At 63.4% G+C, this 19,609-nt stretch carries 19 protein-coding genes; 11 read left to right on the plus strand and 8 right to left on the minus strand.

What is annotated here, in order from left to right:
* Nucleotides 1-17 precede the first annotated feature (17 nt).
* The 4 genes from BGP85_RS19425 to BGP85_RS19440 all read left to right on the plus strand — a co-directional run bounded on the left by BGP85_RS19425 (nucleotide 18) and on the right by BGP85_RS19440 (nucleotide 2,643).
* On the plus strand, nucleotides 18-710 hold the full coding sequence (locus BGP85_RS19425) for an OmpA family protein (RefSeq protein ID WP_103449435.1): 693 nt from the start codon (nucleotides 18-20) through the stop codon (nucleotides 708-710).
* A gap of 88 nt (nucleotides 711-798) precedes the next feature.
* Nucleotides 799-1,512 carry an OmpA family protein gene (locus BGP85_RS19430; protein ID WP_103449436.1) on the plus strand — a complete coding sequence of 238 codons (714 nt, stop codon included), beginning with the start codon at nucleotides 799-801 and terminating at the stop codon, nucleotides 1,510-1,512.
* Nucleotides 1,513-1,613: 101 nt separating this feature from the next.
* A complete protein-coding gene (locus BGP85_RS19435) occupies nucleotides 1,614-1,889 on the plus strand; it encodes a DUF1145 domain-containing protein (protein WP_103449437.1) in 276 nt (91 codons plus the stop codon).
* Nucleotides 1,882-2,643 (plus strand): hypothetical protein, encoded by a 762-nt coding sequence (locus BGP85_RS19440; protein ID WP_103449438.1) that lies wholly within the window; start codon nucleotides 1,882-1,884, stop codon nucleotides 2,641-2,643. Before BGP85_RS19435 ends, BGP85_RS19440 begins: the two co-directional genes overlap by 8 nt.
* A 32-nt stretch (nucleotides 2,644-2,675) precedes the next feature.
* Here the strand turns inward: BGP85_RS19440 and BGP85_RS19445 are convergent, their stop codons facing one another.
* Complete coding sequence (locus tag BGP85_RS19445) at nucleotides 2,676-3,140, minus strand: CopD family protein (protein ID WP_103449439.1); 465 nt, start codon at nucleotides 3,138-3,140, stop codon at nucleotides 2,676-2,678.
* A 98-nt stretch (nucleotides 3,141-3,238) separates the two neighbouring features.
* Here BGP85_RS19445 and dinG point away from each other — a divergent pair, with 98 nt between their 5' ends.
* From dinG to BGP85_RS19475, 6 genes are all read left to right on the plus strand, one after another.
* Nucleotides 3,239-5,383, plus strand: a complete 2,145-nt coding sequence (gene dinG / locus BGP85_RS19450; RefSeq protein WP_103449440.1) for an ATP-dependent DNA helicase DinG — start codon at nucleotides 3,239-3,241, stop codon at nucleotides 5,381-5,383.
* Nucleotides 5,384-5,464: 81 nt separating this feature from the next.
* Entirely contained in the window at nucleotides 5,465-7,702 is a 2,238-nt protein-coding gene (locus BGP85_RS19455) for a beta-galactosidase (RefSeq protein ID WP_103449441.1), read from the plus strand.
* Nucleotides 7,703-7,846: 144 nt separating this feature from the next.
* Entirely contained in the window at nucleotides 7,847-8,992 is a 1,146-nt protein-coding gene (locus BGP85_RS19460; RefSeq protein WP_103449442.1) for a serine hydrolase domain-containing protein, read from the plus strand.
* Between the two features lie 99 nt (nucleotides 8,993-9,091).
* The gene (locus tag BGP85_RS19465) at nucleotides 9,092-10,069 is read left to right on the plus strand and encodes an OmpA family protein (protein WP_103449443.1); all 978 of its coding nucleotides are present in this window, start codon (nucleotides 9,092-9,094) and stop codon (nucleotides 10,067-10,069) included.
* Nucleotides 10,070-10,088: 19 nt separating this feature from the next.
* On the plus strand, nucleotides 10,089-10,736 hold the full coding sequence (gene pdxH, locus BGP85_RS19470; RefSeq protein WP_103449444.1) for a pyridoxamine 5'-phosphate oxidase: 648 nt from the start codon (nucleotides 10,089-10,091) through the stop codon (nucleotides 10,734-10,736).
* A gap of 222 nt (nucleotides 10,737-10,958) precedes the next feature.
* Nucleotides 10,959-11,423, plus strand: a complete 465-nt coding sequence (locus tag BGP85_RS19475; protein WP_054885828.1) for an outer membrane lipoprotein — start codon at nucleotides 10,959-10,961, stop codon at nucleotides 11,421-11,423.
* Nucleotides 11,424-11,510: 87 nt separating this feature from the next.
* On the opposite strand, the gene BGP85_RS19480 is transcribed toward BGP85_RS19475, so the two are convergent.
* The 7 genes from BGP85_RS19480 to BGP85_RS19510 form a co-directional block, all read right to left on the minus strand.
* On the minus strand, nucleotides 11,511-13,118 hold the full coding sequence (locus BGP85_RS19480) for an NAD(P)/FAD-dependent oxidoreductase (RefSeq protein ID WP_103449445.1): 1,608 nt from the start codon (nucleotides 13,116-13,118) through the stop codon (nucleotides 11,511-11,513).
* A 103-nt stretch (nucleotides 13,119-13,221) separates the two neighbouring features.
* The gene (locus BGP85_RS19485; RefSeq protein WP_103449446.1) at nucleotides 13,222-13,896 is read right to left on the minus strand and encodes a COG3650 family protein; all 675 of its coding nucleotides are present in this window, start codon (nucleotides 13,894-13,896) and stop codon (nucleotides 13,222-13,224) included.
* An 88-nt stretch (nucleotides 13,897-13,984) separates the two neighbouring features.
* The gene (locus tag BGP85_RS19490; RefSeq protein WP_003254879.1) at nucleotides 13,985-14,686 is read right to left on the minus strand and encodes an ABC transporter ATP-binding protein; all 702 of its coding nucleotides are present in this window, start codon (nucleotides 14,684-14,686) and stop codon (nucleotides 13,985-13,987) included.
* Nucleotides 14,687-15,454, minus strand: coding sequence for a high-affinity branched-chain amino acid ABC transporter ATP-binding protein LivG (livG, locus tag BGP85_RS19495; RefSeq protein WP_008097486.1), 768 nt, complete (start codon nucleotides 15,452-15,454; stop codon nucleotides 14,687-14,689). It lies immediately after the preceding gene.
* Nucleotides 15,451-16,707: a high-affinity branched-chain amino acid ABC transporter permease LivM gene (locus tag BGP85_RS19500; RefSeq protein ID WP_103449447.1), complete on the minus strand. Its 1,257-nt coding sequence runs from the start codon at nucleotides 16,705-16,707 to the stop codon at nucleotides 15,451-15,453. The genes livG and BGP85_RS19500 overlap by 4 nt, the downstream gene beginning before the upstream one ends.
* Nucleotides 16,704-17,627, minus strand: a complete 924-nt coding sequence (gene livH / locus BGP85_RS19505; protein WP_054886946.1) for a high-affinity branched-chain amino acid ABC transporter permease LivH — start codon at nucleotides 17,625-17,627, stop codon at nucleotides 16,704-16,706. Before livH ends, BGP85_RS19500 begins: the two co-directional genes overlap by 4 nt.
* 186 nt (nucleotides 17,628-17,813) lie before the next feature.
* The gene (locus BGP85_RS19510; protein WP_103449448.1) at nucleotides 17,814-18,929 is read right to left on the minus strand and encodes a branched-chain amino acid ABC transporter substrate-binding protein; all 1,116 of its coding nucleotides are present in this window, start codon (nucleotides 18,927-18,929) and stop codon (nucleotides 17,814-17,816) included.
* A gap of 360 nt (nucleotides 18,930-19,289) precedes the next feature.
* Here BGP85_RS19510 and BGP85_RS19520 point away from each other — a divergent pair, with 360 nt between their 5' ends.
* Nucleotides 19,290-19,595 (plus strand): DUF2288 domain-containing protein, encoded by a 306-nt coding sequence (locus BGP85_RS19520; RefSeq protein ID WP_103449450.1) that lies wholly within the window; start codon nucleotides 19,290-19,292, stop codon nucleotides 19,593-19,595.
* Nucleotides 19,596-19,609: the final 14 nt, after the last annotated feature.

A 19,609-nucleotide genomic window follows, 5' to 3' on the forward strand; every position in this document is an offset into this window, starting at 1 on the left:
TAGGAGAAGCTACGAAAATGAGCATAGTACGCACAGCGTTACCCCTGGTACTGCTCACCAGTGTGTTGACTGGTTGTGCAGGTTTGCAAAAAACCGACTGGCCGAAGTGTGCTGCCGTCGGGGGCGTCGCCGGTGCCGGCCTGGGTGCCATCGAGAGCTCCAGCTGGGCTGGCTGGGGCGCGCTGCTCGGTGGTGGCCTGGCGGCGGGCTATTGCTGGGCTCACGGCGATGGCGACGAGGACGGTGATGGCGTGCCGGACAGCCGTGACAAGTGCCCGCATACGCCGCGCGGCGTGAAGGTCGATGCCAATGGCTGCCCGCCTGAGCCGGCGCCTGTGGTCGAGGAAGTGGTGGTGCAGAAGGAAGAAGTGATCGTTATTCGTGATGTGCACTTCGAATTCAACTCCTCGCGCCTGACTGCGGCCGACAAGGAACGCCTGAACACGGTTGCCACGCGCCTGAAGCAAGAAGCCCCCAGCGCCCGTCTGACCGTGACCGGCCATACCGACAGCGTCGGCTCCGACAAGTACAACCAGAAATTGTCCGAGCACCGTGCCCACGCGGTAACCGACTACCTGATCGAAAGCGGTGTGCCTCGCTCCAGCTTCATTTCGGTGGTAGGTGCAGGCGAAACCCAGCCAGTGGCGGACAACGCCACGGCCGAGGGGCGAGCCATGAATCGTCGCACCGAGATCAAGATTCAGCGTTGACGTCCCGGCGCCCGCGCCTTGAGAAGTGGCGCGGGCGCGTCTTTAATCCTGCTAGCCGGCTGCGGCCGATGACACAGGAGCATTCTTCATGAGTGTAATGTCGAAGGCGGCGATGCCGTTGCTGTTGGTGACCAGCCTGCTTGCAGGCTGCGCCACCCACAGTGATGGCAGTGCGCCGCTTAATCAAAGGACTTGGCCCATCTGCAGCCTGCTCGGTGGTGCGGTGGGTGGTGGCCTCGGCGCCATCGAAAACTCCAGCTGGGCAGCTGGCCTCGGTGCTCTTGGCGCGATCACCGGCGGGCTGATCTGTTATGCCCAGGATGGCGACGAAGATGGCGACGGCGTGTTCGACCGTCGCGACCGTTGCCCCGACACCCCGGCCAATACCCCGGTCGACCACATGGGGTGCCCGCTGCCTCAGTATCCGCCGTCCCAACCCGCACCGCAGCCCAAGCCCGAGGTGATCACCCTCGATGACCAGGGCCAGGTGATGTTTGCCTTCAACTCCGCCGACCTCACCCCGGGTAGCGAGGAGCGCCTGAAAAGCCTGCTGCCCCGCCTCAACGAGCTGGGGGTCACGCGCATCAAGGTGGTTGGGCATACCGACAACGTGGGCTCCGACAGCTACAACCAGGTGCTTTCCGAACGCCGCGCCGCCAGCGTCGCCGAGTACCTGATCCGTCAGGGCCTGGCGCCGCAGAAGGTGACCAGCGAGGGGCGAGGCGCCCATGAGCCAATCGCCGACAACGCCACCGATGAAGGGCGTGCGCACAACCGACGGGTGGACTTGCACCTCAACTGACTGCGCTGGCGTGTGCCTGGGCATACAGGTAGTGTTGGCTTCGCGGCGCGCTTGCTCGGGCCGCGTAGACATAACAATAAATAGACACGTAGGGGCGGGATATGAAGTTCATCCTGGGTCTGGGCAAGTTCCTGACCGTGGCGTTCTGGGGCGTGGTGCTGTTCAACCTGATGATGCCGCAACCGTTGCCGTTGAATCTGTTGATCAATGCCTTGGGCATTTTTGTGCTGAGCCTGCACTTTCTTGAAGTGCTGTTTTTCAATGGCAGCCTGCGAGGCCGTAGCCATCACTGGTTCGACCGGCTGCAGATCCTGCTGACCGGTATCTTTCATGTCATGTCCATTCCCCGTCCGCAGGAGGCACCTCGCCATGCGTAATTTGATGTTGCTGGCGATGCTGGCCGCGCCTATGGCTCAGGCGCAGAGCCTGGAAGTTGCCCCCCATTCCATGCTGCGCTTGCCGAACAAGTCGGCGAGCGTGCACCTGGAGCAATTGCGAGTGGCGGACTCGGCGACCTTGCTGTTGCCGGCCACATTGACCGAGCTGAAGGTCGATCATCTGCAACTGGGCCCCGATGCGCGCATTGCCATTGCGCCCGCCGAAGCACCGCTGCTCATCGATGTACGCAGTGCTGTGCTGGGCGAGGGCAGCGAGATCAGCGCGCCAGGAGCGCCCGGTACCTATGAACGCGCTGCCCGCTCTGGGCGCAGCCTGGAGTTGAAGCTTGCCGAGATCGATGCCGAGCGCCTGGCGATCGATGCCCGCGGTGGCGCCGGAGCACCAGGCTACATGGGCCTTGATGGAGCCAATGGCCAGGCGGGAGGCTGTACTTGGGGCCAGGCAAGCAAAGGGGCGAATGGCGATGATGGTGGCAACGGGCATGACGGTGCGCCTGGCGGGCGGATTCGCCTGAGCCTGCCGCAGGGCTTCCCGCAGGAGCGCGTCGTGGTACGTCTGGAAGGCGGTGCGCCGGGCAAGGCCGGGGCTGCCGGCAAAGCCGGTAGGGGCGGGGCGAGCAAGGGGTGCCTGGTGTATCGCACCGATGCCGGGGCCAACGGCCGGCCCGGGCAGGAGGGGCAGCCTGGATTGGCTGGCGCCGAGGGTGAACTGATCCTGCAGCGCCTCAGATAATGGGTGCCGGCCCATCGCCGGCACACGCAGCATCACATCAGCAGTCGTGAACTGGCCACTGCGACGACCGCAAGGCCAAGCAGCAGGTTGATCCCTACCATCCGCCGAATGCGCCCCAGCACGGCGGCGCCTGCCGGCCAGTCCTCGGCCTGCACCGCCGCCTTCAGCTCCGGCAGCAGCAGAGCCTGGATGCGCATGAACAGGGCAAACATGGCAATCCCGCCGCCAATCATCACCTGCACATATTTAGGCGCCGTTTCGAAACCGTTGAAACGCATGTGCAACATGCCGATACCACTTATCGCCAGAATCGCCACGGCCAGCCAGACCCAGACGAAGAAACGTCGGAAAACTTCCACCCACAACCGCAGCCGGGCAGGCCCTTCAAGGGCTGCAACCGTTGCCGGGCGCAGCACCAGCCAGGCGAAGAACATGCCGCCGACCCATACCAGGGCGGCGATGACATGCAATGTGTAGGGCAGGGCAAAGGCTAGCATCCGGATCTCCATGCGGCACAAAGGGCAATAGCGGGGTATGATAGCCGCCCGATGTGAAACACTGAAAATATATCCAGCCCTCCGGGCGCCTGCAGACCATGATCAGCAACGAACTCAAAGCCACCATCCAGGGCGCCTACACGCGTTTTCTCGAAGCCAAGAGCCTCAAGCCGCGATATGGCCAGCGCCTGATGATCGCCGAAGTGGCCAAGGTGCTCGGCGACATCGCCTGTGACGACGAAGGCCGCCGCGCCGGCGAACCTGCCGTGGTTGCGGTGGAGGCGGGCACCGGTACCGGCAAGACGGTCGCCTACGCGCTGGCCGCGATCCCGGCTGCCAAGGCCGCTGGCAAGCGCCTGGTGATTGCCACCGCAACCGTGGCCTTGCAGGAACAGATCGTCATCAAGGACCTGCCGGACCTGATGCGTAACAGCGGCCTGAACTTCAGCTTCGCCCTGGCCAAGGGCCGCGGTCGCTACCTGTGCCTGTCCAAGCTCGACATCCTGCTGCAGGAGGGCCACGCGCAGTCGGCCACTGCCCAGCTGTTCGAGGAAGAAGGCTTCCACATCGAGGTCGACGAACGCAGCCAGAAGCTGTTCAACAGCATGATCGAAAAGCTCGCCGGCAACCGTTGGGACGGCGACCGCGACAGCTGGTCGGAGGCCGTCGAGGACCAGGACTGGGCGCGCCTGACCACTGACCACAGCCAGTGCACCGGCCGCCACTGCCCGAATTTCCAGCAGTGCGTGTTCTACAAGGCCCGCGAAGGCATGGGCAAGGTCGATGTGATCGTCACCAACCACGACATGGTCCTGGCCGACCTGGCCCTGGGTGGTGGTGCGGTGCTGCCCGACCCGCGCGACACAATGTACGTGTTCGACGAAGGCCACCACCTGCCAGACAAGGCCATCGGCCACTTCGCCCATTATTCGCGCCTGCGCTCCACTGCCGACTGGCTGGAGCAGACCGCCAAGAACCTGACCAAGCTGCTGGCCCAGCACCCGTTGCCGGGTGACCTGGGCAAGTACATCGAGCAGGTGCCTGAGCTGGCGCGGGAAGTGCGCACCCAGCAGCAGTTCATGTTCACCCTGTGCGAACAGGTCGCCGACTTCCGCCCGAGCGAGGACACCGAAGGCCGAGAGCGCCCGCGTTACCGCTTCGAGGGCGGTGTCGTGCCGGAGCAGATCCGCGAAGTCGGCATCGAGCTGAAAAAGGGTTTCGCCCGCCTCAATGACCTGTTTACCCGCTTGGCCGACCTGCTCAAGGAAGGCATGGACGGTGAGGTCAACATCGGCATCGCCAGCCATCAGGCCGAGGAGTGGTACCCGCTGTTCGGCAGCCTGGTCACCCGCGCCCAGGGCAACTGGGAGCTGTGGACCGCGTTCACCGCTGAAGACCCGGAAGACAGCCCGCCCATGGCGCGCTGGCTGACTCTGGCCGAAAGCGGTGCGTTGTTCGACATCGAGGTCAATGCCAGCCCGATTCTCGCCGCCGAAATGCTACGGCGCAGCCTCTGGAGTGTCGCCCACGGCGCCCTGGTGACCTCGGCCACGCTGACCGCGCTGGGCAAGTTCGACCGCTTCCGCATGCGCTCGGGATTGCCCCGCGATGCCGTCACCTGCGTGGTCCCAAGCCCGTTCGTGCATGGCGATGCCGGCCTGTTGCGGGTCCCCGACCTCAAGGCCGACCCACGCGACGCAGCGGCACACACCGCGGCGATCATCCGCGAGTTACCGAGCATCGTCGAAGATGCCCGCGGCGCACTGGTGCTGTTCTCTTCGCGCAAGCAGATGCAGGAAGTGTTCGACGGCCTGGACCGCGACTGGCGCAAACTGGTGCTGATCCAGGGCAACCTGTCCAAGCAGGAAACCTTGAACAAGCACAAGGCACGGGTCGACGACGGCCAGCACAGCGTGCTGTTCGGCCTGGCCAGCTTCGCCGAGGGTGTTGACCTGCCAGGTGCCTATTGTGAGCACGTGGTCATTGCCAAGATTCCCTTCGCCGTCCCCGACGACCCGGTCGAAGCGGCCCTGGCCGAATGGATCGAAGCCCGCGGCGGCAACCCGTTCATGGAGATTGCCGTTCCCGACGCCTCGCTGCGCCTGATCCAGGCCTGCGGTCGCCTGCTGCGTACCGAGCAGGATCGCGGCGTCATCACCTTGCTGGATCGGCGTCTGGTCACGCAGCGCTACGGCAAGGCTATTCTCAATGCGCTGCCGCCATTCCGGCGGGAGATTTCCTGACGGCCGGAGCACGATGCGCCGGCCCGTTGTCCATTACTCAGTCGCGGGCCCATGAGGGCCTGGAAGGAGAGCCCCAGCCCTATGATCCGCCGCACCTTGCCCGTGATATTCACGCTGTTGTTCAGCACGCCTTTACTGGCTGGCCAACAGACGTTGTTCAGCTTCGTCCGCCCGGCCTCGGTGGTCAACGTGGTGACCGAAGGCACCGGCATGCCGCAGTACAATGCGGAGCAGACGGCCGAAGGCGAGGTACTCAGGCGGGTGGTGTTCAACCCGGTCGAACGGCCGACCTTGCGCCTGAGCCCGCAGAGCGGCGTGTGGGACTGGTCGGCTGGGCAGTTCCTCACCTTGCGCATGCAAAGCGCCCAGGACTGGGCCTTGACCGTCGACGTCACGGTGCTCGGCAGCGATGGGCGCACGCTGACCAGCCGTATCGACCTGCCTGCAGGGCCTGCGCAAACCGTCATGGTGCCGCTCAAGGCCCGTTCGCCACTGAGCCAGGGCATGCGTGCCGGCCCGCCCATGCCATGGGCCTACGAAGGGCAGCGGTTGCTGTTGACCAGCAGTGCCGGTGAGGTAGACCTCAAGCAGGTAGTGTCTGTCAGCCTGACCATACCCAACCCGAAGGTGGCGCAGAACCTGCTGATCGAGAAGGTCGGCATCCAGGACGACGATCAGGCCTACCAGGCGGCCTACCACGAGTTGATCGATGCCTACGGCCAGTCCACCCGAGGGCATTGGCCCGAGAAGATCGCCAGTGACGATCAGCTCAAGGCTGCTGACACGCGTGAACAGCAGCAGCTCAAGAGCTGGCTGGCTGACCGTGAGAAGCAGCCACTGGACAGCTACGGTGGCTTGCTGGCCGGGCCGGCGTTCGCGGCCAAGGGCTTTTTCCGCACCGAAAAGCGCGAGGGCCGCTGGTACCTGGTCACGCCGCAAGGCCATCCGTTCTACTCGCTGGGCGTCAATGCCGTGGCCGCCGATGGTGGGCGTACCTACGTTGCCGGCCGCGAGGGGATGTTCAAGGCCTTGCCAGGTGAAGGCGACGTACTGACGGCCTTTTATGGCGAAGGCAACAACGACGATGGCAACGCCTCGTCGCAAGGGCGCAGCTTCAAGCAGGGGCGCTGGTTCGACTTCTACGCCGCGAATATCCAGCGCACCTATGGCAAGCCGTGCCCGCCAGCCGTCGAGGGGCAAGCACCTGCCGTATGCCCACCGCTGGTGCTGGACGCAGAGCGTTGGCAGGCTCACACGCTGGACCGTCTGCAAGCCTGGGGCTTCAACACCCTGGGTAACTGGAGTGACCCGGCCATCGCCCAGGCCAAACGCATGCCCTACACCTTGCCGCTGTCGATCGTCGGTGACTATGCCAGCATCAGCACCGGCATGGACTGGTGGGGCCGCATGCCTGACCCGTTCGACCCACGCTTTGCCATGGCCACGGAGCGCGCCGTGGCCATCGCCGCGCGGGATCACCGTGACGACCCCTGGCTGATCGGCTATTTCGCCGACAACGAGCTGGCCTGGGCCGCGCCCGGCAACGACCCCAAGGCGCGTTACGGCCTGGCCTACGGCACCCTGCGCCTGACCACCGACGTGCCAGCCAAGCGTGCCTTCCTCAAGCAGCTGCGCGACAAGTATCGCAACCAGGAGGGGCTCTCCAAGGCCTGGGGCATCGAACTGCAGGCCTGGGAGCTGATGGAGGACCCAGGCTTCGAGGCGCCGCTGCCGAATCCCGAGCACCCGGAAATCGAGCGCGATTACCAATACTTCCAGCAGGTATTTGCCGAGACCTACTTCAAGACCATTGCCGATGCGTTGAAGTGGCATGCACCGAACCACCTGCTGCTGGGCGGTCGCTATGCCGTGAGCACGCCGGAGGCGGTCAAGGCCTGCGCCGAGTTTTGCGATGTTCTGAGTTTCAACTTCTATGCCCTCAAGCCCGAGGATGGTTATGACTTCGCCCGTCTGGCCGAACTCGACAAGCCGGTGCTGGTGTCCGAGTTCCAGTTCGGCTCCCGCGACCGTGGGCCGTTCTGGCCAGGGCCGGTGGAAGTGGCCAGGGAAGAGGACCGCGGGCCAGCCTATGGCAACTTCCTCAAGGCCGCTCTGGCACAGCCGATGATCGTGGGCGCGCACTGGTTCCAGTACCTCGACCAACCGGCCAGCGGGCGCTTGCTCGATGGCGAGAACGGCCACCTGGGCCTGGTGGCGATCACCGATGTGCCCTATCCGGGGTTCGTCGAGTCGGTGCGTAAGAGCAACCTGCAGGCCGTTGGTCAGTTGCGCGGCGAGCTGGAGAAAAAGGCCCCCTGAATGTCTACCGGGGGCGCTCAGCGCCCCTGGCACAGATGACCCTGCAGTTTCGGCACCGACCATCCGGCCTTGCCCAGTAGGCAAAACCGTCAACTACTGAAACAATGCACGCCTTTGTCAGCATGGTCGTACGGAGAACAGCGGGTGCAGATCCAGGGTCACTATGAGCTGAAGTTCGAAGCGGTGCGTGAAGCGTTTGCGGCATTGTTCGAGGATCCCCAGGAACGTGGCGCTGCGCTGTGCATCCAGGTGGGTGGCGAGACCGTGGTCGACCTGTGGGCAGGCAGTGCCGACAAGGACGGCCAGCAGGCCTGGCACAGCGATACCATCGCCAACCTGTTTTCCTGCACCAAGACCTTCACTGCCGTGACCGCGTTGCAGCTGGTGGGTGAGGGCAAGCTTGCCCTGGATGCTCCGGTGGCCCGTTACTGGCCGGAGTTCGCCCAGGCCGGCAAGCAGAACATCACCCTGCGTCAGTTGCTCAGCCACCGTGCCGGCCTGCCGGCCATCCGTGAGCTACTGCCGGCTGAAGCCCTGTATGACTGGCAAGCCATGGTCGATGCCTTGGCCGCCGAAACGCCCTGGTGGACGCCCGGCACTGAGCACGGCTATGCCGCCATCACCTATGGCTGGCTGATCGGCGAACTGATCCGCCGCGTCGATGGCCGTGGCCCGGGTGAGTCGATCGTCGCCCGTACTGCCCGGCCGCTGGGCCTGGACTTCCACATCGGCCTGGCCGACGAAGAGTTCCACCGCGTGGCGCACATTGCCCGTGGCAAGGGCAATGCGGGTGATGCCGCAGCCCAGCGCCTGTTGCAGGTGACCATGCGTGAACCCGAGGCGTTGTCGACTCGTGCCTTCACCAACCCACCGGCAATCCTGACCAGCACCAACAAACCCGAATGGCGGCGCATGCAACAACCGGCGGCCAATGGCCACGGCAATGCACGCAGCCTGGCAGGCTTCTATGCGGGCCTGCTGGACGGCAGTCTGCTCGAATCCGAACTGCTTGACGAACTGACCCGCGAACACAGCCTCGGCCAGGACCGTACCCTGTTGACCCAGACCCGCTTCGGCCTGGGTTGCATGCTCGACCAGCCCGATGTGGCCAACGCCACCTTCGGCCTCGGCGCCCGTGCTTTCGGCCATCCAGGTGCTGGCGGCTCGGTCGGTTTCGCCGATCCGGAGCACGACGTGGCCTTCGGCTTCGTGGTCAATACCCTCGGCCCTTACGTGCTCATGGATCCAAGAGCCCAGCAGCTGGTACGCGTGCTTGGCACTTGCCTTTGATCGGGTAAAGCGGGTATTACGCGACCCCTTTGACTATCCTCAATGCCAACGCCTCAAGTGCGTTGGCAAAATATCTTTCAATTTCATGGTGTATCGCTGATGTCTTCACATAAAACCTTAGCTCTCGCCCTGTGCCTGGCCGCTATGACCGGTTGCGCCAGCCACTCCCAGGACGCCTCCAAGGACGGCGCCAGCAGCTGGTGGCCGTTCGGTTCGGACAAGGTTGCCGACAAGGAAGTGAAAGCGGCGGTTACCGAGAAAGTCGCCAAGGCCGACGCCAAGTCCGAGAGCGCCAGCCACTGGTGGTGGCCGTTCGGCGGTGATGACAAGCAGGCCAAAGGCCCTGTCGTACCGAAGATCGATGAAAAGGCCACCCAGGCCTGGCTGGACCAGTACGAGCCAAAGCTGCGCGAAGCCGTCAAGGACAGCAAGCTGGAGCTGGAGCGCCGCGACAACGTGCTGGTGGTGACCATCCCGGTCGACAGCTCGTACAACCCGGATCGCCCGAACATGCTGCTGCCGATGACCCTGGGCCCGATCACCCGCGTGGCCAAGGCTGTCGAAGGTGACTCGAAGACTGCCGTGCTGGTACTGGGCCATGCCGACACCAGCGGTGTAGCAGCCGCCAACCAGAAGCTGAGCCTGGAGCGTGCCGCCTCGGTATCGGCCATCTTCCGCCTGAGTGGCCTGCAGCGTGACCGTCTGTCGCTCAAGGGCATGGGCTCGGTAATGCCGCGTGCCGCCAACGACAGCGCTGAAGGCCGTGCCCTGAACCGCCGTGTCGAAATGCTGCTGACGCCGCAGAACACCATGCTTGCCCTGCTGGCCAAGTACCAACAGGCTGCTTCGGTAGCAAGCCCGGCTTCGATGGTTGCCGTGCAGGATGCCAAGGCACCTGCCGCCAAGCCAGTCGAGACCAAGAAGCCAGCCGCCAAGCCTGCTGCGAAGAAGGCCGCTGCCAAACCTGCGGCAAAGACCACTGCCAAGAAAAAAGCCGCGCCAGCCAAGCCTGCCGCCAAGAAAGCCGCTACCACCGACAAGAAAGTAGCTGCCAACAGCCCTGCGAAGACCAACTGATCGTCAAGGAAACGCAGCCATGACTCAATCCCTGGCCGATATGCGCCGCGACTACACCCGTGATGGCCTGGCTGAAGCCCAGGCGCCGGGTGAGCCGTTCGCCCTGTTCCACCAGTGGTTTGCCGACGCGGTGAAGACCGAGCAGCCACCGGTGGAGGCCAACGCCCTGACCCTCGCCACGGTCGATGGCGAGGGCCGCCCGCACTGTCGTGTGTTGCTGCTCAAGGGCCTCGATGACCGTGGTTTCACCTTCTTTACCAACTATGACAGCGCCAAGGGCCAGCAGCTGCTGGCCAACCCGTTCGCTGCCATGACCTTCTTCTGGCCGGCACTGGAGCGCCAGGTGCGGATCGAAGGGCGGGTGGAAAAGGTCACGGCCAAGGAGTCGGATGACTACTACCAGGTGCGACCGCTGGGCAGCCGCCTGGGGGCCTGGGCTTCGCCGCAGAGCCGTGTGATTGCCAATCGTGAGGAGCTCGAAGGCCTGGTCAAGGCCACCGAAGCGCGCTTCTCCGATACCCAGCCGCATTGCCCGGAACATTGGGGTGGCTATCGCTTGCTGCCTGAGCGGATCGAGTTCTGGCAGGGGCGGGCCAGCCGGCTGCATGACCGCCTGAACTACCGCCTGGTCGACGGGCAGTGGGCGCGGGAGCGCCTGGCGCCCTGACATCCCCGGGGCTGCCCGGCAGCCCCATTCCCTCCTCAAACCACACTTCTTCACAGACGATGAAGTAATCCGTGGCTATCCTTGGTCTGAGCTGTAACGCCCGCATTACTGTCGGTACAAGGCTGTACAGGGGCTGAATGGAAATAATTTTTTTGTGCTGGCGCCGTGACAGCCGTCAACGCGCAGCGTCTAATGGACACCTGTTTTCTGGAGATTGTACCCATGCGTAAATCCGCTTTGCTGGTGGCGACTTTCACCACCATGTCGCTGCTGCTCGGTGGCTGTGCCTCGAGCCTGACCGGCGACAGCTATTCCCGTGATGAGGCCCGTCGCGTGCAGACCGTGCGCATGGGTACCATCGAATCCCTGCGCCCGGTCAAGATCGAAGGCACCAAGACTCCGATCGGTGGTGGTGCTGGCGCCATCGTCGGTGGCGTGGCCGGCAGCGCCATTGGCGGTGGCCGTGGCAGCATCGTCACCGCCGTGATTGGTGCCGTGGCCGGTGGCCTGGCAGGTTCCGCTGCCGAGGAAGGCCTGACCCGTACCCAGGGTGTGGAAATCACTGTGCGTGAAGACGATGGCAGCATGCGCGCGTATGTGCAGGCCGTGCAGCAGAACGAAATCTTCCGCGTTGGTGACCGCGTGCGCATCATGACCGTTGACGGTACCAGCCGCGTTTCGCACTGATCGTCGCGGTAAACAAAAACCCCGAACGGGCCAGGCCTGTTCGGGGTTTTTTGTTTTCCTGCGCGGGCCTCTTCGCGGCCAGTATCTTTAAAGGCCGAGGATGTCGCGAGCCACGGCTTCGGCAATGCGGATACCATCCACGCCCGCCGAAAGAATGCCACCGGCATACCCCGCACCTTCGCCTGCCGGGAACAGCCCCTTCATGTTCAGGCTCTGGAAGTCCGCACCTCGGGTAATGCGCAGTGGCGACGAGGTGCGCGTTTCGATGCCGGTCAGCACCGCATCATGCAGGTTGTAGCCTTTGATCTGGCGGTCGAACGCCGGCAGCGCTTCGCGGATTGCCTCGATGGCAAAGTCCGGAAGGCTCGGCGCCAGGTCACCCAGGGTCACTCCTGGCTTGTACGATGGCTCGACGCTGCCCAGTGCGGTGGATGGCTTGCCCGCGACGAAGTCGCCCACCAGCTGCGCCGGTGCCTGGTAGTTGCTGCCGCCCATGACGTAGGCGTGGGCCTCCAGGCGCTCCTGCAGCTCGATGCCGGCCAGCGGGCCGCCCGGGTAGTCGCGCTCGGGGTCGATGCCGACGACGATGCCGGAGTTGGCGTTGCGCTCGTTACGCGAGTACTGGCTCATGCCGTTGGTGACCACCCGGCCCGGCTCGCTGGTGGCGGCGACCACGGTGCCACCCGGGCACATGCAGAAGCTGTACACCGAACGGCCGTTCTTGGCGTGGTACACCAGTTTGTAGTCGGCAGCGCCAAGTTTCGGGTGGCCGGCGTACTTGCCCAGGCGAGCCTTGTCGATCAGCGTTTGTGGGTGCTCGATACGGAAACCCACCGAGAACGGCTTGGCTTCCATGTACACGCCCTTGGCGTGCAGCATGCGGAAGGTGTCGCGGGCGCTGTGGCCCAGGGCCAGGACCACATGGCGCGAGTGCAGCTGTTCGCCGCTTTCCAGCACCACGCCGGTCAGTTGGCCGTCTTCGATCAGCAGGTCGGTGACCTTTTCCTGGAAGCGCACTTCGGCGCCTAGGGCGATCATGTCCTGGCGCATCTGCTCGACCATGCCGGTCAGGCGGAAGGTACCGATGTGCGGCTTGTTGATGTAGAGGATTTCGTCCGGCGCGCCGGCCTTGACGAACTCTTCCAGGACCTTGCGGCCGTGGTGGTTCGGGTCTTTGATCTGGCTGTAGAGCTTGCCGTCGGAGAAGGTCCCGGCGCCGCCTTCGCCGAACTGCACGTTGGACTCGGGGTTGAGCACGCTTTTACGCCACAGGCCCCAGGTGTCCTTGGTGCGCTGGCGCACTTCCTTGCCGCGCTCGAGGATGATCGGCTTGAAGCCCATTTGTGCCAGCAGCAGGCCGGCGAAGATGCCGCACGGGCCGAAGCCGACCACGATCGGGCGTTGCTGCAGGTCGGCCGGGGCCTGGCCGACGAACTTGTAGGTGACGTCGGGGGCCACGCTGATGTTGTGATCGTCGGCGAACTTGCTGAGCAGCTCGGCTTCGTTGCTGGCTTCCAGGTCGATGGTGTAGATGAACAGCAGCTCGCTGTTCTTCTTGCGCGCATCGTAGCTGCGCTTGAACAGGTTGAAGCTGAGCAGTTGCTCGTCGCGGATGCCCAGGCGCTGGACGATGGCTTCACGCAGGGCTTCGTCGGGATGGTCCAGGGGCAGCTTCAGTTCGGTGATTCGTAGCATGGCAGGGTCCAGTATCCCGGCCATGGGCGGCCGGCGGCTTTACACAAACCGCCAAGTATAAGCTGTTAGCCGCCCCGACTGGCAGGATAAAAGCGCCCGGCGATCAGTTGTCGCGCGCACCGCCGTAGTAACCGCAGCCGCGCAGGGTCTGGCCGTCGATGCGCAGCTCGGCGCGCAGGTGACGCACGGCGCCGCTCATGTTGTCGACGCAGCGTTGCGGGGCGACCCACAGTTCAACGTGCTGGCCGTTGGCTTCGCTGGTCAGGGTCAGGCCGCCGCCGGGCACTTCTTCTTCGAGGAACGGCAGCGGTAGTGGGTCCTTGCCGACGCGGTTGAGCACCATGCCCTTGCCGCTGGCCTTGATGTCCCAGTCCGGCTCGTGGCCATTGGCGCGCAGGGTCAGCTGCTTGAAGTTGGGGTCGTCGCAGGCGCGGGTGGAGGGCTCCAGGCGGTACAGGCGGCTGACTTCCAGCTGGCCGTCGTTGTCGGCCTGTTTGGCACCGGTGAGGCGGCCACGGACGTCGGCGAACAATTTGGCATTGGCGTCCTTGGCCAGGCTGACGGACTCCTGGAGGATGCCGGTGCCGGCGACGTCATTGATCACGAAGTGGCGGCTTTCACCACAGGGTTTGAACAACAGCCGGCCGCCGCCTGCACTCAGTTCGCCCTGCATGCGCGTGGTACCGATGTTCGGGTCACGGGGCTGCTCGGCCAGCAACTGGCAGCCGGCGAACAGTGGCAGCAGGGCAGTGAGCAGCAGGGTAGGGGTGAGGCGCATGGGGCGGGCTCCGGAGAATCTTTGCCAAAGAGCTGGCCACGATACACGTCCTGCGGGCAGAAAAAAGGGCCCGAAGGCCCTTTTTCATTCAACCACCCAAGTAGGCGTCGCGCACCTTCGGGTCGGTCAGCAGTGCCTCACCGGTGCCCTGCATCACCACCCGACCGTTCTCCAGCACATACGCCCGGTCGGCGATCTTCAGTGCCTGGTTGGCGTTCTGCTCCACCAGGAACACCGTCACGCCATCACGGCGCAGCTGTTCGATGATGTCGAAGATCTGCTGGATGATGATCGGCGCCAGGCCCAGCGAAGGCTCATCGAGCAGCAACAGCTTGGGCTTGCTCATCAGCGCCCGGCCGATGGCCAGCATCTGCTGCTCGCCACCGGACATGGTGCCGCCACGCTGGATGTAACGCTCTTTCAGCCGTGGGAACAGCTGCAGGACCTTGTCCAGTTGCTCCTGGTAGTCGCCCTTGTCGGTGAAGAAACCGCCCATGGCCAGGTTTTCCTCGACGGTCAGGCGGGCGAACACGCGGCGGCCTTCTGGCACCACCGCGATGCTCTTGCGCATGATGTGCGAGGACGGCTGGCCGACCAGTTCTTCACCCAGGTACTTGATGCTGCCGCTGTGCGCCTGTGGCGAGCCGCACAGAGTCATCAGCAAGGTCGACTTGCCAGCGCCGTTGGCACCGATCAGGGTGACGATCTCACCCTGGTTGATCTCGACATTGACGCTGTGCAGCGCCTGGATCTTGCCGTAGAAGGTGGAAACGTTCTCGAACTTCAGCATTTACGCTTCCCCCAGGTAGGCTTTGATCACATCAGGGTTGTCGCGGATCTCCTCCGGCGTGCCGTGGGCGAGGGGCGTGCCCTGGTTGATCACGACGATGTGGTCGGAGATGCTCATCACCAGCTTCATGTCGTGCTCGATCAGCAGCACGGTGACGTTGTGCGACTCACGCAGGTAGGCGATCAGTGCCTTGAGGTCTTCGGTTTCCTTCGGGTTCAGGCCCGCGGCGGGTTCGTCGAGCATGATGATCCGTGGCTGGGTCATCATGCAGCGGGCGATTTCCAGGCGGCGTTGCTGGCCGTAGGCGAGGGTGCCGGCGGTACGGTTGGCGAATTCGGTCAGGTTGACCTTCTCCAGCCAGTACTGGGCGCGCTCCATGGCCTCCTTCTCGCTGCGGCGGAAGTTCGGGGTCTTGAACAGCCCGGCGAAGAAGTTGGTGTTCAGGTGACGGTGCTGGGCGATCAGCAGGTTTTCCAGCGCGGTCATTTCCTTGAACAGACGCACGTTCTGGAAGGTACGCACCACGCCTTTGCGGGCGATCTGGTGACCGGCCAGGCCCTGGATCGGCTGGCCGTCGAGCAGGATTGTACCGCCGCTGGGCTTGTAGAAGCCGGTCAGGCAGTTGAACACCGTGGTTTTGCCAGCGCCGTTCGGGCCGATCAGCGCCACCACCTGTTTTTCCTTGACGGTCAGGGCCACGCCGTTGACCGCCAACAAGCCGCCGAAGCGCATGCTCAGGCCGCTGACTTGCAGAATTTCGCGGCTCATCGACGCAGCTCCATGTGGGGACGTTGCATAGGCAGCAGGCCTTGCGGACGCCAGATCATCATCAACACCATCAGCGCACCGAACATCAGCATCCGGTATTCGCTGAACTCACGCATCAGCTCTGGCAGCAGGATCATCACGATGGCCGCGAGAATCACGCCCAGTTGTGAGCCCATGCCGCCGAGCACGACGATGGCGAGGATGATCGCCGACTCGATGAAGGTGAACGACTCCGGCGTCACCAGGCCCTGGCGCGCGGCGAAGAAGCTGCCGGCGAAACCGGCGAAGCAGGCACCCAGGGTGAATGCCGAGAGCTTGATCACAGTGGGGTTCAGGCCCAGCGCACGGCAGGCGATCTCGTCCTCACGCAGCGCTTCCCAGGCACGGCCTATCGGCATGCGCAGCAGGCGGTTGATCACGAACAGTGCCAGCAGGGCCAGCAGCAGGGCGACCAGGTAAAGGAAGATGACCTTGTTGATCGAGTTGTATTCCAGCCCGAAGAACTCGTGGAAGGTCTGCATCCCTTCGGCGGCCTTGCGTTCGAAGGTCAGGCCGAAGAACTCCGGCTTGGGGATGTTGCTGATGCCGTTGGGGCCGCCAGTCCATTCTGTGAGATTGCGCAGGAACAGGCGGATGATTTCGCCGAAGCCGAGGGTCACGATCGCCAGGTAGTCCCCGCGCAGGCGCAGCACCGGGAAGCCGAGCAGGAAGCCGAAGGTGGCCGACATCAGGCCGGCGATCGGCAGGCAGACCCAGAAGCTCCAGCCCAGGTAGTGCGAGAGCATCGCGTAGCTGTAGGCGCCGACGGCGTAGAAACCGACATAGCCGAGGTCGAGCAGGCCGGCCAGACCGACCACGATGTTCAGGCCCAGGCCTAACAGCACGTAGATCAGGATCAGCGTGGCGATGTCGACCGCCCCGCGCGAGCCGAAGAACGGCCACACCAAAGCCGCTACGATCAGACCGATGATCACGTAGCGTTGGGTTTTCGGCAGGGTCAGGTAGTTGCTGACGGCTGGCGGGATCAGCTTGCGATCCGAGCCACGGCCCATCACCGCGCTCCACTGCTTGTCGAACAGCACGCGCAGGAACATCAGCACCGAACACACGGCGATGATACTGATGGTGAACGACCCTTGGCTGTGCACCGCCAGGCTGATGCCGTCGATGCTCAGTTTCAGGCCCAGCACCGGGAAGGCCACGGCCCATACCAGCAAGGCGCTGAAGAACGCCTGTTTGAGATTTCTGTTCATACTTTTTCAACCTCCGGGCGGCCCAGGATGCCGGTCGGCCGGAACAGCAGGACAAGAACCAACAAGCCGAATGCCACCACGTCCTTGTACTGGTCGCCGAAGATGTCGGCGCCGAAGGCTTCGGCCACGCCCAGCACCAGCCCGCCGAGCATGGCGCCCGGGATGCTGCCGATGCCGCCCAATACCGCTGCGGTGAAGGCCTTAAGGCCCACCAGAAAACCAGCGTTGGGGTTGATCACCCCGTACTGCATGCTCAGCAGCACGGCCGCCACGGCCGCCAGGGCGGCACCGATGACGAAGGTCAGGGCGATGATGTTGTTGGTGTTGATACCCAGCAGGTTGGCCATCTTGATGTCCTCGGCGCAGGCGCGGCAGGCGCGGCCCAGGCGGGAACGGGAGATGAACAGGGTCAGGCAGGTCATGGCCACCAGGGTGACCACGAACACCAGGATCTGCATGTAGGAAACCAGGACCTCCTCCGCACCGCCCGGCCCGAAGGAGATGCTCCCGGGGATCAGGTTGGGGATGGATTTGTCCTTCGAGTCTTGCGATAGCAAGACCGTGTTCTGCAGGAAGATCGACATACCGATGGCTGAAATCAGCGGAATCAGACGGTTGCTGTTGCGCAGGGGGCGGTAGGCAACCCGTTCGATGCTGTAGCCATAGGCACTGGTGACGCAGATCGTCGCGACGAAGGCGACGGTCATCAGGATCGGCAGCGAATGGATACCCATCATGGCCAGGCCCGCCAGAGCGATGAAGGCCACGTAGGAACCGATCATGTATACCTCGCCGTGGGCGAAGTTGATCATGCCGATGATGCCGTACACCATCGTGTAGCCGATGGCGATCAAGGCATAGGTGCTGCCGATGGTCAATCCATTAACCAGTTGTTGGAAGAAATGGTAGATCTCAGGCATTACAGCGCTCCTAAAAACCTGATTTGCATTTCGCTGGCAGGGGTATGGCCAGGAAACCGCGGGTGACGGTTTTAAGATTTTCAGGTGGGTCGGCCCCCGGATCGCGGGGATCAGGCCCATGAACCTCGTAAAACAAAGCCCACTGCTCGCACAGTGGGCTTCTACGGTCAGCTATTAGTCACGCAGTTACTGAGGGGAGACTTCGGTCTTCGGCTTGCCGAAGTGCCATTCGTAGACCACGAACTTGAAGTCTTTCAGGTCGCCTTTCTCGTCGTAGGACAGGGTGCCGGTCGGGGTCTTGAAGGAGCCGGCGTGGATGGCGGCTGCCACCTTGTCGGTGTCTTCGGACTTGGCCGCTTCGATGCCTTTGGCGATCAGCTCGACAGCCGAGTAGGCCGGGAACACGAACGGGCCGCTCGGGTCCTTGCCGTCAGCCTTGATGGCGTCGACGATGGCCTTGTTCTCAGGGTCGGCGTCGAACGACTTCGGCAGGGTCACCAGCAGGCCTTCGGAGGCGTTCTGAGCGATCTGCGAGATGGAATCGTTACCCACGCCTTCCGGGCCCATGAACTTGGCTTTCAGGCCTTTTTCCTGGGCTTGGCGCAAGATCAGGCCCAGCTCTGGGTGGTAGCCGCCGTAGTAGACGAAGTCGACGTTGTTCTGCTTGAGCTTCTGGATGATCGAGGAGAAGTCCTTGTCACCGGCGTTCAGGCCTTCGAAGACGGCAACCTTGGTGCCTTTCTTCTCGAGGGTCTGCTTGACCGCGGTGGCGATGCCTTCACCGTACTGCTGCTTGTCGTGCAGAACGGCAACCACTTTCGGCTTGACGTGGTCGGCGATGTAGTTGCCGGCAGCCGGGCCCTGGGCGCTGTCCAGGCCGATGGTGCGGAAGATCAGCTTGTAGCCACGGGCGGTGATTTCCGGCGAGGTGGCGGCCGGGGTGATCATGATCACGCCTTCGTCTTCGTAGATGTCGGACGCTGGCTGGGTGGAGCTGGAGCACAGGTGGCCGATGACGAACTTGACGCCGTCGTTGACCACTTTGTTGGCGACTGCCACGGCCTGTTTAGGGTCGCAGGCGTCGTCGTATTCCTTGGCTTCGAGCATCTTGCCATCGACGCCGCCCTTGGCGTTGATATCCTTGATGGCCTGCTTGGCGCCGATGAACTGCATGTCGCCGTACTGGGTCACAGGGCCGGTTTTAGGGCCCGCGATCCCGATCTTGATGGTATCGGCGGCAAACGAATGGCTGGCTACCCCGGCCAGTACCATTGCGGCGAACAGCTTGGAAATCTTGATCATAGTGCTCCACTCATTCTGTTGTAATTCTTATAGTCCTGGCGGCCAGGGCTACAGACCGGGCGGGATTTGCGGCATGGCCACGCCACACTGCATGCCCACCTTCCCCCGGAACATGTCCCGGAACTGTACCGGTACAGTGTAGAGCGCTGTTTGCGCGCTTGAAAAGCGGGCAAAAAGTGCCTGTTCCGCGGGTTGTCGCATGATCGACACAAAGATACAGAAAAGCGCCATCACTTTGCCTGCATCCTGGGCCCCGCCCCATAACTTCGGGGCCAATCGACCAAATTACATATTTGAAACCGGGTTTTTCTGCAAAAATGCCGGCCTTTTTTCATTGGCCGAATTTGCGGGTACAAACCCATGACTGATCAAACAAGCACCCTCTATGCCAAATTGCTCGGCGAGACGGCGACAATCGAGTGGAAGGCTTTGGAGCGTTTCTGGGCCAAGGGTGACCTGATTTGGGTCGACCCCACGCTCGACCTGATCGAGGTCGCCGCGGCAATGGCCGAGAATCGCAGCGAGATCTTCGCCAAATGGCGTAGTGATGGCACTGTCGGCCCGGTCAGCGCCGAGCAGGCGCTCGAGCTGCAAAGCCGCGATCCAGAGATCTGGGCCGTGGTGGTTTCACCGTTCATCGTGATTCAGGCCAAGCAAGTGGAATAACGGCGCGCTTTTTT

It is taken from the genome of Pseudomonas putida, from assembly GCF_002906855.1.
Taxonomy (GTDB): domain Bacteria; phylum Pseudomonadota; class Gammaproteobacteria; order Pseudomonadales; family Pseudomonadaceae; genus Aquipseudomonas; species Aquipseudomonas putida_N.

Bases quoted from the DNA above. Each gene is read 5' to 3' on its own strand.
- BGP85_RS19455 (WP_103449441.1), top strand. From the start codon at position 5,465: ATGATCCGCCGCACCTTGCCCGTGATATTCACGCTGTTGTTCAGCACG.
- BGP85_RS19510 (WP_103449448.1), bottom strand. From the start codon at position 18,929: ATGATCAAGATTTCCAAGCTGTTCGCCGCAATGGTACTGGCCGGGGTA.
- BGP85_RS19445 (WP_103449439.1), bottom strand. From the start codon at position 3,140: ATGCTAGCCTTTGCCCTGCCCTACACATTGCATGTCATCGCCGCCCTG.
- BGP85_RS19520 (WP_103449450.1), top strand. From the start codon at position 19,290: ATGACTGATCAAACAAGCACCCTCTATGCCAAATTGCTCGGCGAGACG.
- pdxH (WP_103449444.1), top strand. From the start codon at position 10,089: ATGACTCAATCCCTGGCCGATATGCGCCGCGACTACACCCGTGATGGC.
- BGP85_RS19440 (WP_103449438.1), top strand. From the start codon at position 1,882: ATGCGTAATTTGATGTTGCTGGCGATGCTGGCCGCGCCTATGGCTCAG.
- BGP85_RS19485 (WP_103449446.1), bottom strand. From the start codon at position 13,896: ATGCGCCTCACCCCTACCCTGCTGCTCACTGCCCTGCTGCCACTGTTC.
- livG (WP_008097486.1), bottom strand. From the start codon at position 15,454: ATGAGCCGCGAAATTCTGCAAGTCAGCGGCCTGAGCATGCGCTTCGGC.
- BGP85_RS19435 (WP_103449437.1), top strand. From the start codon at position 1,614: ATGAAGTTCATCCTGGGTCTGGGCAAGTTCCTGACCGTGGCGTTCTGG.
- BGP85_RS19480 (WP_103449445.1), bottom strand. From the start codon at position 13,118: ATGCTACGAATCACCGAACTGAAGCTGCCCCTGGACCATCCCGACGAA.
- BGP85_RS19500 (WP_103449447.1), bottom strand. From the start codon at position 16,707: ATGAACAGAAATCTCAAACAGGCGTTCTTCAGCGCCTTGCTGGTATGG.
- BGP85_RS19430 (WP_103449436.1), top strand. From the start codon at position 799: ATGAGTGTAATGTCGAAGGCGGCGATGCCGTTGCTGTTGGTGACCAGC.
- BGP85_RS19475 (WP_054885828.1), top strand. From the start codon at position 10,959: ATGCGTAAATCCGCTTTGCTGGTGGCGACTTTCACCACCATGTCGCTG.
- BGP85_RS19425 (WP_103449435.1), top strand. From the start codon at position 18: ATGAGCATAGTACGCACAGCGTTACCCCTGGTACTGCTCACCAGTGTG.
- dinG (WP_103449440.1), top strand. From the start codon at position 3,239: ATGATCAGCAACGAACTCAAAGCCACCATCCAGGGCGCCTACACGCGT.
- livH (WP_054886946.1), bottom strand. From the start codon at position 17,627: ATGCCTGAGATCTACCATTTCTTCCAACAACTGGTTAATGGATTGACC.
- BGP85_RS19490 (WP_003254879.1), bottom strand. From the start codon at position 14,686: ATGCTGAAGTTCGAGAACGTTTCCACCTTCTACGGCAAGATCCAGGCG.
- BGP85_RS19465 (WP_103449443.1), top strand. From the start codon at position 9,092: ATGTCTTCACATAAAACCTTAGCTCTCGCCCTGTGCCTGGCCGCTATG.